Here is a 14,724-nt window from a genome sequence, read left to right on the forward strand (position 1 = left end):
AGAGACGAGGACGAGACGATGTCGGGTCACTCCAAGTGGGCCACTACCAAGCACAAGAAGGCGGCGATCGACGCCAAGCGCGGGAAGCTGTTCGCCAAGCTCATCAAGAACATCGAGGTGGCGGCGCGTACCGGCGGTGGGGACCCGGCGGGTAACCCCACGTTGTTCGACGCGATCCAGAAGGCGAAGAAGTCCAGCGTTCCCAATGACAACATCGAGCGTGCCGTCAAACGCGGCTCCGGGGCCGAGGCGGGCGGGGCCGACTACGAGACCATCATGTACGAGGGTTACGCGCCCGGCGGTGTCGCGGTGCTCGTGGAGTGCCTGACCGACAACCGCAACCGTGCGGCCTCGGACGTGCGGCTTGCCTTCACGCGCAGTGGCGGGAGCCTCGCCGACCCGGGAAGCGTCTCCTATCTCTTCTCCCGCCGCGGTGTGGTGGTGGTCCCCAAGACGGACGGGCTCACCGAGGACGACGTGCTGATGGCGGTCCTGGACGCCGGCGCGGAGGAGGTCAACGACCTCGGGGAGTCCTTCGAGGTGCTCAGTGCCGCCACGGATTTCCTCGCGGTGCGACAGGCCGTCCAGGAGGCGGGTCTGGACTACGACTCCGCGGAGGCGCAGTTCGTACCGTCGGTGGAGGTCGAGGTGGATGTGGAGGGAGCCCGCAAGGTGATGCGCCTGATCGACGCGCTGGAGGACTCCGACGACGTCCAGAACGTCTTCTCCAACGTCGACGCCTCCGACGAGGTCATGGCGCAGCTCGACGAGGAGTGATCCCACCGTGGCGGCGCACGGCCTGACCATTCTCGGCGTCGACCCGGGCCTGACGCGATGCGGGCTCGCGGCGGTGTACGCGACTCCCGACCGTGCGGTGCGGATCCGCGATGTCGGTGTGGCGACCTCGGAGCCGGGGGAGGAACTGGCGGCGCGGTTGGTGCGGGTGGCGGACGAGATCGAGGCATGGCTCGACCGATTGCAACCGGACGCCGTGGCCGTGGAGCGGGTGTTCGCCCAGTCCAACGTCAGCACGGTGGCATCCACCGCGCAGGTGGCGGGCCTGGCGATGGTGGCCGCCCAGCGCCGCGGCCTGCCCGTGACGCTGCACACCCCGAGCGAGGTGAAGGCCGCGGTGACCGGCAACGGCCGGGCGGGCAAGGAACAGGTGGCGACCATGGTGGCCCGCATCCTGGGAGTGGACAAGGTCCCGCGACCCGCGGACGCGACCGATGCCTTGGCGCTCGCGATCTGTCACGCCTGGCGCGGCTCACCCGCCACGGGAGTCAGCGAGGGATCCGGGGACGGGACGGCGGCGCAGCGCGCCTGGCGCGAGGCGGCGCGACGCGCGGCGCGATCACCTCGGCGCGTCGCGGCGGCGCGACCCACCGTGGGACGTTAGCCTGATCTCGGATTCGTACAGGTGTTCGCCATGTCCTCGGGCCTCTGGCGCCGGGGCTGGTGAGTAGGGGGGATACCCCTGCGAGAGGAGATCGATGATCGCGCTGGTGCAGGGTGAGGTGAGGGCGGTCGGCCTCGACCACGCCGTGCTGCTGACCTCGGGGGTCGGGATGCGCGTGCTCGCCACCCCGGCGACCCTGGCGTCCCTGCGGGTGGGCCAGGAGTGCGAACTGCACACCTCCCTCGTGGTCCGGGAGGACTCCCTGACGCTGTACGGCTTCTCGGACGCGGACGAGCGGGAGGTGTTCGAGACCCTGCAGTCCGTCTCGGGTGTCGGGCCCCGCCTCGCCCTGGCGGTGCTCGCGGTGCACACCCCGGAGACGCTGCGCTTCGCGGTGGCGCAGGAGGACCTCGCCGCCCTCGTGCGGGTGCCTGGTATCGGACGCAAGGGGGCGAGCCGACTGGTCCTGGAACTCGGCGACAAGCTCGGCCCGCCGAGCACCCTGGCCGGTGCGCATGCGCCTGGTGGCGAGGGCGAGGGCCCGTCGGGTCCCGCCGGGTCCGGAGCGTCGGCGGACTCCCCGTCCACCCCGGGGGTCGAAGCGGACGTCGCCGAGGCGCTGGTCGGGCTGGGCTGGCCCAGCAAGGCGGCCTCCGACGCCGTCGCGGGGGTGCTCGAGCGCGGTGATGCCCCCATCCAGGACGCGGCGGCCGTGTTGCGCGCCGCACTGCAGTCGCTCGCGAGTCCCGGTCGGTGACGGCGGTGGACGAGGAGGCCCTCACGAGCGCCGAGGCGGACGAGCTCGAGCGTGCAGCGGAGGCCGCGCTGCGGCCCAAGCGCCTGGAGGAGTTCGTCGGCCAACGGGTGGTGCGCGAGCAACTCGCCCTCGTGCTGCAGGCGGCGCGCAGCCGCGGCGCCTGCGCGGACCACGTGCTGCTCGCCGGCCCGCCGGGTCTGGGCAAGACCACCCTCGCGATGATCATCGCGAGCGAGATGCACGCCTCGCTACGCCTCACCTCGGGTCCGGCGATCACCCATGCCGGTGACCTCGCCGCGATCCTGTCCTCCGTGCAGGAGGGCGACGTGCTGTTCATCGACGAGATCCACCGTCTGGCGCGGCCGGCGGAGGAGATGTTGTACCTGGCCATGGAGGACTTCCGGGTCGACGTGGTCGTCGGCAAGGGGGCGGGCGCCACGTCCATCCCGCTCTCGCTCCCACGATTCACGGTGGTCGGGGCGACCACGCGTGCGGGGCTGCTGCCGGCGCCACTGCGCGACAGGTTCGGCTTCACCGGCCACATGGACTTCTACGAGGCGGCCGACCTGGAGCGGGTGATCGCCCGCTCCGCCCGACTCCTGGACATCTCCCTGGACCCTGCCGCCGGTCGCGAGATCGCCCGGCGTTCCCGCGGCACACCCCGCATCGCGAACCGCCTGCTGCGACGGGTGCGGGACTGGGCGCAGGTGCGTGGGAACGGTGCGGCTGACGAGGCAGCGGCGCGAGCTGCCCTGGAGGTCTTCGAGGTGGATCCACGCGGCCTGGACCGCCTGGACCGTTCGGTGCTGCACACGCTGTGCGTCCGATTCGGTGGTGGCCCGGTCGGGTTGACCTCGATCGCCATGGCGGTCGGAGAGGAGCCGGAGACCGTCGAGACCGTGGCCGAGCCCTATCTCCTGCGGGAGGGGTTCCTCGTGCGCACGCCGCGCGGACGTGCCGCGACCGCCCTGGCGTGGGACCACCTCGGACTGCGACCGCCGTCGGCCCCCGGAACCCAGGCGCAGGGCACGCTCTTCGTGGACGGGTCCGGTGCGCCGCCCGCGTGACCTACACTCGATGACGCACATGTCACCGACCCGAGGGTGTTCCTGATGGAATACACGATGTTCATCTTCCTGGGCCTTGCGCTCGTCGCGCTGTTCTTCATGAGCTCGCGCGGTCGTAAGCAGCAGGCCAAGCAACAGGAGTTCCGCAACACCCTGAACCCGGGGGACGAGGTCATGACCTCCTCCGGGCAACTCGGCACGGTGCACAGCGTAGTGGGGGAGACGGTGCTGATCGAGACCACCCCGGGTGTCGTGACCCGGTGGGTCAAGGCGGCGATCCAGGCCGTTCCCCCCCAGTTCGCCACGGCCGAGTCCGTCCCCGCGCAGGACGACGTGATCGACCCCGACGACCCCGATCGGCGCGACCGCATCTGATCCGCCGCACGATCCCCGTGCTCCTTGCCCCAGGCCGGTGAGCGGCGAGGGTCGCACGACGGCGGCGCGCTGAGGTGGCGCGTCGCCCCGACGAAGGAAGAAACATCCGTGGCTCGACGTAGCAGAGCGGCACGCCCGCTGTATGTCCTCGCGCTCCTCCTCGTGGTGATGTACGGGGCCGTGGGGATCGGTGTGGCGACCGGCGGTGAGGACGGCGACGCGTCCTTCACCCCGGGGCTCGCGCTGGACCTGGAGGGTGGCACCCAACTGGTCCTCACCCCGCAGACCGAGGACGGCAGCGAGATCACCGACGAGGACATCGACCAGGCGATCGGCATCATCCGCCAGCGTGTGGACGGCTCGGGTGTGGCCGAGGCCGAGATCACCAGCCAGGGCGGATCCAACATCGTGGTGGCCATCCCCGGCGAGGTGGACGCGGCGACCGTCGACCTGATCACCGCATCCGCGCAGATGCGCATGCGCACGGTGCTGTACACGGCGGCCCCGGGCACGATCGACCCCACCCAGGTGATCGATCCGGATGCCGAGCCCGAGGACAGCGGGGAGGTGGACGAGGACGGCAACGCGATCACCACCCAGCCGACCTTCGCGGCCGACCAGGTCGAGGAGGCGGCGATGGCCAGCGCCGACACCAACGGCGACGGGGAGCTGTCCGACCAGCCGGAGACGGAGCCGACCAGCCCGTCGGACCAGGCCTGGGTCAGCGAGCAGGTGCTCTACGACTTCTACATGCTGGACTGCACCCTGCCGGAGAACCGGACCGGCGGCTCCGACGACGACCTGGACAACCCGCTGGTCACGTGCAGCGACGACGGCAGCCTGAAGTACATCCTCGGCCCGGCCGAGCTCACCGGCGCGGACCTCTCCGGAGCGCAGATGGGCTTCGAGACCTCCAGCACGGGTGCGGCCACGAACATCCCCGTCGTCTCGATGGACTTCACCAGCGAGGGTGGGGACATCTTCGAGGAGATCACCGCGCGGATCTCCCAGCTGACCTCGCCGTTGAACCAGTTCGCCATCGTGCTGGACGGGAGGGTCATCTCGGCGCCGCAGGTCACCACCACGATTCCCGGCGGCCAGGCGCAGATCAGCGGCCCCACGGGTGACCCCTTCACCCGCGCCGAGGCCACGTCCCTGGCGAACCAGCTCAACTTCGGCTCGCTGCCGATCACCTTCGAGGTGCAGTCCCAGGAGCAGATCTCCGCAACGCTCGGTACCGAGCAACTGCGCAACGGACTGCTCGCCGGCCTGATCGGCCTCGTGCTCGTGGTGATCTACTCCTTCTTCCAGTACCGCGGCCTGGCCCTGGTGACGGTCACCAGCCTGATCGCGGCGTTCGCCCTGACCTACGGCGCCCTCCTGCTGCTGTCCTGGGCGCAGGGCTATCGCCTCTCGCTGGCCGGGGTCGCGGGCCTGATCATCGCGATCGGGATGACCGCGGACTCCTTCATCGTGTACTTCGAGCGGATCCGGGACGAGGTGCGCGACGGTCGCTCGCTGTCCGCTGCCGTGGACCACGCCTGGCTGCGCGCACGGCGCACGATCATCGCCTCGGACGCGGTGAACTTCCTCGCGGCGGTGGTGCTGTACTTCCTCGCGGTCGGCGGCGTGCGCGGCTTCGCCTTCACGCTTGGACTCACCACGATCATGGACCTCGTCGTCGTGGTCCTGTTCACCCACCCGGTGATGCGCCTGCTGATCCGCACCCGCTTCTACGGTGAGGGCCACCCGTGGTCCGGTCTGGACCCGGTGCGACTGGGTGTGAACGTCGCGGCCTACCGCGGCCGTGGTCGGATGCGCTCCAAGCCGGAGCGCGAGGCCGCCGCCACCGGCGCTGACACCCGCACCATCGCCCAGCGCAAGGCGGACGAGCGCCGTGAGCTCGAGGCCGCTGAGAACAACGTCGAGGCACCACAGGCGAGCGAGCCCGAGGCGGTCTCCGTCGCGGCGGACGCCCACGACGAACACGATTCGCACGACTCCGAGGGTGGTACCCGCTGATGGTCTCCCGCTTCGCCCAGCTGGGCAACGACCTGTACACGGGCCGGCGCTCCTACGATTTCGTGGGCCGGCTGCGGCTCTGGCTCGCGATCGCGGGCATCCTGGTGCTGCTCTCGGTGGGCCTGCTCCTCACGCGGGGGTTGAACGCCGGCATCGAGTTCACCGGTGGCTCGTCCTTCACCATCTCGGGCGTCACCAGCACGGACTCCGCCCCGGCCGAGGAGGCCGTGGCCGAGATCACCACCTCGCACGTCCCGCAGGTGGCGGTGCTCGGCACCGACTCGGTGCGGGTGCAGACGGAGCAGCTGACCAGCCAGGAGTCGGAGGAGTTGGCGCTGCTGCTCGCGCAGGCCTACGACGTGGAGCCCAGTGAGGTCACCTCCTCCTTCGTGGGCCCGCAGTGGGGCGCTGACGTCACGCAGAAGGCCGTCACCGCGCTCGTGGTCTTCCTCGTGCTCGTCACGCTGGTGATGACCCTGTACTTCCGGGCGTGGACGATGGCCGCAGCGGCGGTGCTCGCCCTGTTGAGCGACATCGTGGTCACGGTCGGGGTGTATGCGCTGAGCGGGTTCGAGGTGAGCCCCGCGAGCGTCATCGGATTCCTCACGATCCTCGGGTACTCGCTCTACGACACCGTGGTGGTGTTCGACAAGGTGCGGGAGAACACCGAGGGGATCCTCGATCAGAGCCGCATCACCTATGGCGAGGCCTCCAACCTCGCGGTGAACCAGACCGTGGTGCGCTCGATCAACACCTCCGTGGTGGGTCTGCTACCGATCGGCTCGATCCTCTTCGTGGGCGTGTACCTGCTCGGAGCCGGGACGCTGCGGGACATCGCGCTCGCCCTGTTCATCGGCCTGATCGTCTCCACGGCATCCTCGATCTTCCTCGCGGCGCCGATCGAGGTGGCGCTGCGTGGACGTCAGCAGCGCTTCCACGACCACACCGCCCGGGTCCTGCAGTCCCGTCGCGCGGCCTCCGCGGGGTCCGCCGGCTCCGAGGAGGACCCACAGGAGTTCCGCGTCACGGTCTCCGACGTGCAGGACGAGGATGCCCGCGTGGTGGGAACCGTGCCCGGGGGGCACCGCGGTCAGGCCGCCCAGCCGCGTCGCAAGGGGCGCTGAGCCCGCCCTAGAATGGGCCAATGGCGGAGCAGCAGAGGGCATCGGGTCTGGAACCGATCGTGCCGCGGTCGCGGATGCGCTCCTCGTTGGTCCGGTTCGGGTCACGGGGGCACCGTCCGCCGCCCGCGATCGAGCCGCTGCTGCGGGTGGTGCGCGCGAATCACCCCAAGGCCGATGTGGCGATCATCGAGCGGGCCTACCAGGTGGCCGAACGCGCCCACGACGGTCAGGTGCGCAAGAGCGGGGACCCCTACATCACCCACCCCGTGGCGGTGGCCACGATCGTGGCCGAGCTCGGGCTGACCCCGCCCACGCTGGCCGCCGCACTGCTGCACGACACGGTCGAGGACACCGACTACTCCCTGGAGGCGTTGCGGCGCGACTTCGGTGAGGAGATCGCGCTGCTGGTCGACGGCGTGACGAAGCTGGACAAGGTGAGCTTCGGCGACGCCGCGCAGTCCGAGACCGTGCGCAAGATGGTCGTCGCGATGGCCAAGGACATCCGGGTGCTGGTCCTGAAGTTGGCCGACCGGTTGCACAACGCCCGCACCTGGCGCTACGTGCCCTCCTCCTCCGCGGAGCGCAAGGCACGCGAGACCCTGGAGATCTACGCCCCGCTGGCCCACCGGCTCGGGATGAACACGATCAAGTGGGAACTGGAGGACCTCTCCTTCGCCACCCTGTACCCCAAGATCTACGACGAGATCGTGCGGTTGGTGGGGGAGCGTGCCCCCGCGCGCGAGGAGTACCTCGCTCTCGTGCGGGAGAAGGTCGGGGAGGACCTCAAGGAGGCCCGGATCCGCGGCACGGTGACGGGCAGGCCCAAGCACTACTACTCGATCTACCAGAAGATGATCGTGCGTGGACGTGACTTCGCCGACATCTATGACCTGGTGGGTGTGCGGGTGCTGGTCGACTCGGTCCGGGACTGCTACGCGGCGCTCGGCGCGCTGCACGCGCGCTGGAATCCCGTGCCGGGGCGTTTCAAGGACTACATCGCGATGCCCAAGTTCAACATGTACCAGTCGTTGCACACGACGGTCATCGGGCCCGGTGGCAAACCGGTCGAGATCCAGATCCGCAGTCACGACATGCACCGCCGGGCGGAGTACGGCGTCGCGGCGCACTGGAAGTACAAGGAGACCGCCCGCGCGGGCGCACCGGCGCCCGGGGGCGCCGGCGAGATGCCGTGGTTGCGCCAGTTGGTGGACTGGCAGCGCGAGACCGCCGACCCGGGGGAGTTCCTCGATTCGCTGCGGTATGAGATGTCCGGCAGCGAGGTGTACGTCTTCACCCCCAAGGGTGAGGTGATGTCCCTGCCCGGGGGCTCGACCCCGGTGGACTTCGCCTACGCCGTGCACACCGAGGTGGGCCACCGCACGGTGGGTGCGAAGGTCAACGGCCGTCTGGTGCCGCTGGAGTCGAAGCTGGAGAACGGCGACAGCGTCGAGATCTTCACCAGCAAGTCCCAGGACGCCGGCCCGAGCCAGGACTGGCTGTCCTTCGTCGCCTCGCCCCGTGCGCGCAACAAGATCCGGCAGTGGTTCACCAAGGAACGCCGGGAGGAGGCGATCGAGCGGGGGAAGGACGAGATCGCCAAGGCGATGCGCAAGCAGAACCTCCCGATCCAGCGCCTCCTCAGCCACGACAGCCTGACCGCCCTCGCCTCGGACATGCGCTACGCGGACGTCTCGGCGCTGTACGCCGCCGTCGGGGAGAACCACGTCTCGGCCGGGAACGTGGTCCGGCGCCTCGTGGAGAGCCTGGGCGGTGAGGACGGCACCACGGAGGACCTCGCCGAGGTGACCCGGCCTGGGGCCAATGTGGCCACCCCGCGTTCCACCTCCGGTGGCGTGGTCGTCGCCGGGATGGGTGACGTCTGGACGAAACTCGCCAAGTGCTGCACCCCGGTGCCGGGTGACCCCATCGTCGGGTTCGTCACCCGGGGTCAGGGCGTCTCGGTGCACCAGGCCTCCTGCCGCAACGTACTCGCTCTCGAGGGCGATCAGGAGCGGTTCGTCGATGTGAGTTGGGCGCCCGATGCGCAGAGCGTCTTCCTCGTGCAGATCCAGGTGGAGGCGCTGGATCGCGCCGGCCTGCTCTCCGATCTGACGCGTGTGCTCTCGGAGAACCACGTGAACATCCTCTCGGCCACGGTCGCGACCTCCCGTGACCGCCTTGCGCTGAGCAAGTTCGTGTTCGAGATGGGCGACGTGAGCCACCTGGGACACGTGCTGCGTGCGGTGCGCGCGATCGATGGCGTGTACGACGTCTACCGGGTCACCGGTGTGCGCCCCGATGCCGCCCCGGTGCCGCAGCACTGAGACTGACGCTGAGAGTGGCACTGATGCCCCTCACACCCGCGATGCGGTGAGGATCTCCCGCAGGGTGTGGGAGGCACGCAGCCGCCTGCCTCGCATCGGCCCGTCCGTCAGGAGGCGCCGCTCGACCTCGGCGGGGTCCACACCTCCTGCCACCAGGGACTGCACGAGGCCGGCCACGCGCTGCGGCGATAGGTCGAGGCTCCCTTCCCGACCCGCGTAGCGCACGAGGTCGCAGACCGTGGTCAGCGGGGTGGTGAGGCGCCGGCCTGCGACCGTGAGCACCTCGCCCGGATGGTGCGAGATCACGCGGTGCCGCACGCCGTCGTGCCTGCTGCGACGCGCCCGCGGCGCGGCGACCTCCAGCGGGTCGGGTACCTCACCGCCGAGATGGAGCCAACCGGCGGTGCACAGGGCGTAGACCTCGCTGCGTACCGGGAGGACCTCAGCGCGTTGCACGAGGCCACCGTCGAGGTCAGCGGCGCTGCGCGCGCTCGGGGTCAGGGGTTGCCCGCTCAGGTGGTCCAGTCGCCAGGTTCCGGTCTCGGGCACCGTGAGCACGGGCATCAGTGGGCGCGGGTGCCAGTCCATCCCCCGAGGATGTCAGGGCGTCCCGCACCGCTGCCGCGGCGAGGGACGCCCTGTGGAAAAGATCAGCGCTGGGCGCCCTGGACGGCAGCCAGCCATCCCTTGCGGGTCTCCAGGGCGCGCTCGGCCTCCTGCGCGGCCTTGGTGTCCCCGGCCTCACGGGCGGCCGCGAGCTCGGCCTGAAGCGCCGCGATGGAGTCCACGAGCGCTGCCGAGGCGCCTTCCACCCGGGCCTTGACCTCGGGATCACTGCGCCGCATCTGCTCTGCTTCCGCATCACGCAACGCGCGCTCCACGGCACGCAGCCGGCGCTCGACGTCGTGCATCGCCTCGCGCGGGACCTTCCCGGCCTCGTCCCAGGCGTCCTGGATGTCGCGCAATGCCGACTTGGTGGCGCCCAGGTCCTCATCCGCGGAGATGGGAAGCAGCGCCTCGGCGCGCTCGAGGAGGCCGAGCTTGACCTCGAGGTTCGCCTGGTACTCGGCGTCCACCGCGGCGTTCTGCGCGGTGCGTGCGGCGAAGAACACGTCCTGCGCCTTCTTGAAGCGGGCCCAGAGCTGGTCGTCGTCACGCCGGTTGCCCCGTGGCGCGGCGCGCCAGGCGTCCATCAGGTCGCGGTAGGCGGAGGAGGTCTCCCGCCAGTCGGTGGAGGAGGAGAGCGCCTCGGCACGTTCGACCAGGGCGGCCTTCACGTCGTGTGCATCGGCGTTGCGCCGATCCAGATCGGCGAAGTGTGCGCGGCGCGCCTTGTCGAAGGACGTGCGGGCCTTCGAGAACCGCTTCCACAGCGCGTCCTCCACCCCGCGGTCGATGCGCGGACCGGTCCGTTGCGCCGTCTTCCACTGCTGGAGGAGTTCACCGATCCGGCTGGTGGCGTCGCGCCACTGCATCCGCTCGGGGTCGGTGCTCACGAGTTCCTCGAGCTGGGTGACGATCGCCTCGCGTGCCGCGGTGGCCTCGGCCTTCGCCTCGGCCCGCTCCGCGGCCGCGGCCTCCGCGCGCGCCGCGATCTCACCGGAGAGCGCCTCCAGCCGGGCACGCAGCGCCGGCAGGTCGCCCACCGCGGCGGGTTCGAGGAGTTGCTCGGTGAGCGAGGCCAACGTGGCGGCCGCCTCCTTGGGCGTGAGCGTGGGCAGCCGCTGCTCCAGGAGCAGCACCTGGGCCTTGAGGTCCAGGTAGCGGCGCACGTACAGGTCCAGTGCCTGGGCGGTCTCCGCATCGGTGAACTGCCCGACCACGCGCTCGCTCTCGCCGTCGCGCACCGACACCGTGCCGTCCGGGGCCACCGATCCGAAGGCTGCCGCCTCACGGATCTCTGCCTGCTCGTCGGCCACCGGCACCACCGTCACCGCAGCCGGGGCCGGGCTCGACCCGCCGGGTGCGGGTGCGGAGGGCCGTTGGGGCATCGCGGCGGGCGTGGGGCGCGGTCCGGGGCGCGGTCCGGGCCGCGGGCCGGGTCGCGCCGCGGGGGCCGACTGCTCGGCGTCCGGTGCAGCAGGTGCACTCGGGGCGTTCTGGGAGTCGGGGGTCTCGTTGGTCACGGCCAGTCACGTCCTTGTCGATGACCACCGTCGCCGGTGGTACTTGAGCGGGTGGATCCGCTGCGCGGGAGGCCGGGAGGTCCGGCCCGTGGCACACGCTACCGAAGTTCGCGACGCGCCGTTGCCGCCTCCTAGGATTCCCCCATGGCTCGCATCGCACCCCTGTCCGGATTCCCCGAATGGCTCCCCGAGCAACGCATCGTGGAGCAGCGCGTGCTGGAGCGCATTGCCCACACCTTCGAGTTGCACGGTTTCGCGAGCGTGCACACCCGCGCGGTGGAGCCGCTGGAGCGGCTGTTGAGCAAGGGGGAGACCTCCAAGGAGGTCTATGTCCTGGACCGCCTGCAGGCCACGGAGGGGGAGGCGGCCGCCGACCAGAAGGACCGCCTCGGCCTGCACTTCGACCTCACGGTCCCGTTCGCTCGCTACGTCCTGGAGAACGCCGGGAAGCTCACCTTCCCGTTCAAGCGCTACCAGATCCAGCCGGTCTGGCGCGGCGAACGCCCGCAGGAGGGCCGGTTCCGGGAATTCTGGCAGGCGGACATCGACGTGGTCGGCGACGGCGAGCTGCCCTTCCACCTCGAGGTGGATGTGGCGCTGGTGGCGGGCCGGGCACTTGCGGCACTGGCGGAGTTCGGGTTGCCCGAGGTGCGCATCCTGGTCAACAACCGTCGCCTCGCGGAGGGCTTCTACCGCACCATCGGCCTGGGCGACGTCGCCGAGACGCTGCGCATCGTGGACAAGTTGGCGAAGATCGGGGCGGACGGCGTGGCCGCCGCGCTGCGCGAGAGGCTCGGCGCGAGCGAGGCGGCCATCCAGGCATGCCTGGCGCTGGCTGAGCTCCGGGGCGGAGTCGAGGTGCTCGAGCAGGTGCGGGCACTCGCGCAGCGGGCGAGGGCGGACGAGCCCGCGACCGGGGACGAGGATGCCGCGCAGGCCCTCCTGGAGCAGGGCCTGGGCGAGTTGGGCTCCCTGCTGCGGGAGTGCGAGCGGCGCGCGCCGGGACTCGTCCAGGCCGACCTCTCCGTGGCCCGTGGCCTGGACTACTACACCGGGTCGGTGTACGAGACCGTCCTGGTGGGGCACGAGGGGCTCGGGTCGATCTGTTCGGGCGGTCGGTACGACGCACTCGCCTCCGACGGCGGGCGCACGTTCCCCGGGGTCGGGATCAGCATCGGGGTCTCGCGCGTGCTGTCGCGGTTGTTCGCTCAGGACCTGGTCTCGGTGTCCCGGTCGGTCCCCACCGCGGTGCTGGTGGCGGTGACGGACGAGGCGGGGCGCGCGCACTCGACCGCCGTGGCGGATGCGTTGCGGGCGCGGGGGATCCCCGCTGACGTGACCCCGAATGCCGCGAAGTTCGGCAAGCAGATCCGGTACGCGGACCGGCGGGGCATCCCGTTCGTCTGGTTCCCCGGGGACTCCACGACTGAGGCGGGTGACCTGATCGGCCAGGTGAAGGACATCCGCAGCGGTGAGCAGGTGGATGCCGACGCCACCACGTGGGAGCCGCCGGCGGCGGACCGGTGGCCGAGCGTGAGCGCGGCGTCGGCAGGCTGAGGTCACCGGTCACAGCACAACGGCCGGCCGGGAGTGATCCCGGCCGGCCGTTGGTGTGTCGGCGCCGCAGGCGCCGGGGACTCAGGCGTCGCTGAAACGACGCCGAGCGGGCCGCTCACTGCGGTCCGCGCGGAACCCACGGTCGCCACGATCGCCCCGGTCACCCCGGAAGGAGCCGCGGTTGGGCGGACCCGAGTCGGAGCGGATCTTCAGCTGCCGGCCCGCGAGGGACGCCGCGGCGATCCGCCGCTGCGCGTCGGACTCCAGGCCCAACGGGATCTCGACGAGGGAGAAGCTCGGGAAGATGTCGATCTTGCCGATCTCGGAACCGCGCAGGCCGCCCTCACCGGTGATCGCGCCCACGATGCCCTGGGGAGTCACGCCGTCGCGGTGGCCCACGGCAATGCGGTAGCGGTTGCCGGTGTCCTGCCCGCCACGGTGAGCGCGCTCGCGTCCGCCGCGGTCCCGACCCGCACGATCGTGCCCACGGTCGGAGCGGCCGCCGCGCTCGAAGCGGTCATGGCGCTCGCCGCGTTCGAACCGGTCACCGCGCTCGGCCCGGTCGGCGAGGTCGACCTCCTCGGTGACCGGTGCGCCGTCGTCGCCCATGAGCAGGGCGAGGAGCGCGGCCGCGAGGTCGCCGACCTCGGTGCCGGTGCGCTCGGTGTGCGCCGCCAGCGCGGCGGTGGAACGGGTCAGGGGAGCACCACCGAGGCGGGCCTGCGCGCGCTCGAGCACCTTGGCGACCTGATGCTCCATGACGTCGCTGCGCGTGGGGATGCGGCGCTCGGCGATCTTCCCACCCGTGGTGCGTTCGATCTGACGCAGCTTCCCCTTCTCCTTCGGGGTGACGAAGGTGAGCGCCTCACCGGTGCGACCGGCGCGGCCGGTGCGGCCGATGCGGTGCACGTAGGTCTCGCCCTCGCGGGGGATGTCGAAGTTGACCACGAGGCCGATGCGCTCCACGTCGAGGCCGCGGGCCGCGACATCGGTGGCCACCAGCACGTCGACCTCGCCGCCACGCAGGCGCTCGACGATCCGCTCGCGGTCGCGCTGGGCCACGTCACCGGAGATGGAGGCCACGGAGACGCCGGCGCCGGCGAGCGCGAGGCCCACCTCCTCGGCGGCGTCCCGGGTGCGCACGAACACGATGGCGGCATCGGTGTCGGACAGGGCGAGCACGCGGGTCAGCGCCTCGACCTTGTTGCGGAACGGCACGATGGCGTAACTCTGCGTCACCGAGGCGATCGGGGTGGACTGCCGGGCGATGGAGATCTCGACCGGGTTCGTCAGGTGCGTGTCCGCCACCCGGCGGATCGGGGCGGGCATGGTGGCGGAGAAGAGCGCCACCTGCACATCCTCGGGGGTGTCGGTGAGGATCGTCTCGACGTCCTCGGCGAAGCCCATCCGGAGCATCTCGTCGGCCTCGTCCAGCACCACGAAGCGCAGGGAGGCGGCGTCCAGGGCGCCACGCTCGATCATGTCGATCACGCGGCCGGGGGTCCCGACCACCACCTGCGCGCCGGAGCGCAGACCGCGCAGCTGCGGCACGAAGCTCGAACCGCCGTAGATGGAGACGACCTCGATGCCGCTGCCGCGCGGCACGAAGGAGGAGATGGCGTCAGCGACCTGGATCGCGAGCTCACGGGTGGGGGTGAGCACGAGCGCCTGCTGGCCGCGTCGGGAGGTGTCGATCGCGGCGAGCAGGGGCAGACCGAAGGCGGCCGTCTTGCCGGTCCCGGTCTGCGCCACGCCGACGATGTCGCGCCCGGACAGCAGCGCCGGCACGGCCTGCTCCTGGATCGGGGTCGGTGTGGTGAAACCGAGAGCCGAGACGGCGCCCAGCAGGTCCTCGGGCAGTCCGAGGTCGGAGAAATGGGTCGAGGGCATGGATGCGTCAGTCACGGGAACCGTTTCGTCGTTGCGCGGGGAGCGATGTGGCCGATCAATGCTCGGCTCGCCCGCGTCCGTGC

12 protein-coding genes are annotated in these 14,724 nt (G+C 71.0%); 9 read left to right on the plus strand and 3 right to left on the minus strand.

Annotated elements, in window-relative coordinates:
* Nucleotides 1-18: 18 nt before the first annotated feature.
* The 8 genes from ATL40_RS05765 to ATL40_RS05800 all read left to right on the plus strand — a co-directional run bounded on the left by ATL40_RS05765 (nt 19) and on the right by ATL40_RS05800 (nt 9,068).
* Complete coding sequence (locus tag ATL40_RS05765; RefSeq protein ID WP_098468701.1) at nt 19-777, plus strand: YebC/PmpR family DNA-binding transcriptional regulator; 759 nt, start codon at nt 19-21, stop codon at nt 775-777.
* A gap of 22 nt (nt 778-799) precedes the next feature.
* Nucleotides 800-1,399, plus strand: coding sequence for a crossover junction endodeoxyribonuclease RuvC (gene ruvC / locus ATL40_RS05770; RefSeq protein ID WP_098470318.1), 600 nt, complete (start codon nt 800-802; stop codon nt 1,397-1,399).
* Between the two features lie 94 nt (nt 1,400-1,493).
* Nucleotides 1,494-2,156, plus strand: coding sequence for a Holliday junction branch migration protein RuvA (gene ruvA / locus ATL40_RS05775; RefSeq protein ID WP_098468702.1), 663 nt, complete (start codon nt 1,494-1,496; stop codon nt 2,154-2,156).
* Nucleotides 2,153-3,223, plus strand: coding sequence for a Holliday junction branch migration DNA helicase RuvB (gene ruvB, locus ATL40_RS05780; RefSeq protein WP_098468703.1), 1,071 nt, complete (start codon nt 2,153-2,155; stop codon nt 3,221-3,223). Before ruvA ends, ruvB begins: the two co-directional genes overlap by 4 nt.
* A 45-nt stretch (nt 3,224-3,268) precedes the next feature.
* Nucleotides 3,269-3,598 (plus strand): preprotein translocase subunit YajC, encoded by a 330-nt coding sequence (yajC, locus tag ATL40_RS05785; RefSeq protein ID WP_245866808.1) that lies wholly within the window; start codon nt 3,269-3,271, stop codon nt 3,596-3,598.
* 108 nt (nt 3,599-3,706) lie between these two features.
* Nucleotides 3,707-5,620: a protein translocase subunit SecD gene (gene secD / locus ATL40_RS05790; protein ID WP_245866809.1), complete on the plus strand. Its 1,914-nt coding sequence runs from the start codon at nt 3,707-3,709 to the stop codon at nt 5,618-5,620.
* A complete protein-coding gene (secF, locus tag ATL40_RS05795; protein WP_098468705.1) occupies nt 5,620-6,744 on the plus strand; it encodes a protein translocase subunit SecF in 1,125 nt (374 codons plus the stop codon). Before secD ends, secF begins: the two co-directional genes overlap by 1 nt.
* A gap of 20 nt (nt 6,745-6,764) precedes the next feature.
* A complete protein-coding gene (locus ATL40_RS05800; protein WP_098468706.1) occupies nt 6,765-9,068 on the plus strand; it encodes a RelA/SpoT family protein in 2,304 nt (767 codons plus the stop codon).
* A gap of 30 nt (nt 9,069-9,098) precedes the next feature.
* Here the strand turns inward: ATL40_RS05800 and ATL40_RS05805 are convergent, their stop codons facing one another.
* Nucleotides 9,099-9,656, minus strand: a complete 558-nt coding sequence (locus ATL40_RS05805) for a hypothetical protein (RefSeq protein ID WP_143556873.1) — start codon at nt 9,654-9,656, stop codon at nt 9,099-9,101.
* 62 nt (nt 9,657-9,718) lie between these two features.
* Complete coding sequence (locus tag ATL40_RS05810) at nt 9,719-11,194, minus strand: DUF349 domain-containing protein (protein WP_281254882.1); 1,476 nt, start codon at nt 11,192-11,194, stop codon at nt 9,719-9,721.
* Between the two features lie 144 nt (nt 11,195-11,338).
* Between ATL40_RS05810 and hisS the strand changes: the two genes are divergently transcribed.
* Nucleotides 11,339-12,751, plus strand: coding sequence for a histidine--tRNA ligase (gene hisS / locus ATL40_RS05815; RefSeq protein WP_098468709.1), 1,413 nt, complete (start codon nt 11,339-11,341; stop codon nt 12,749-12,751).
* 81 nt (nt 12,752-12,832) lie between these two features.
* Here hisS and ATL40_RS05820 read toward each other — a convergent pair whose 3' ends face one another.
* The gene (locus ATL40_RS05820; RefSeq protein WP_425443363.1) at nt 12,833-14,656 is read right to left on the minus strand and encodes a DEAD/DEAH box helicase; all 1,824 of its coding nucleotides are present in this window, start codon (nt 14,654-14,656) and stop codon (nt 12,833-12,835) included.
* Between the last annotated feature and the right edge of the window lie 68 nt (nt 14,657-14,724).

The sequence above is a fragment of the Serinibacter salmoneus genome (assembly GCF_002563925.1).
GTDB classification, from domain to species: Bacteria; Actinomycetota; Actinomycetes; order Actinomycetales; family Beutenbergiaceae; genus Serinibacter; species Serinibacter salmoneus.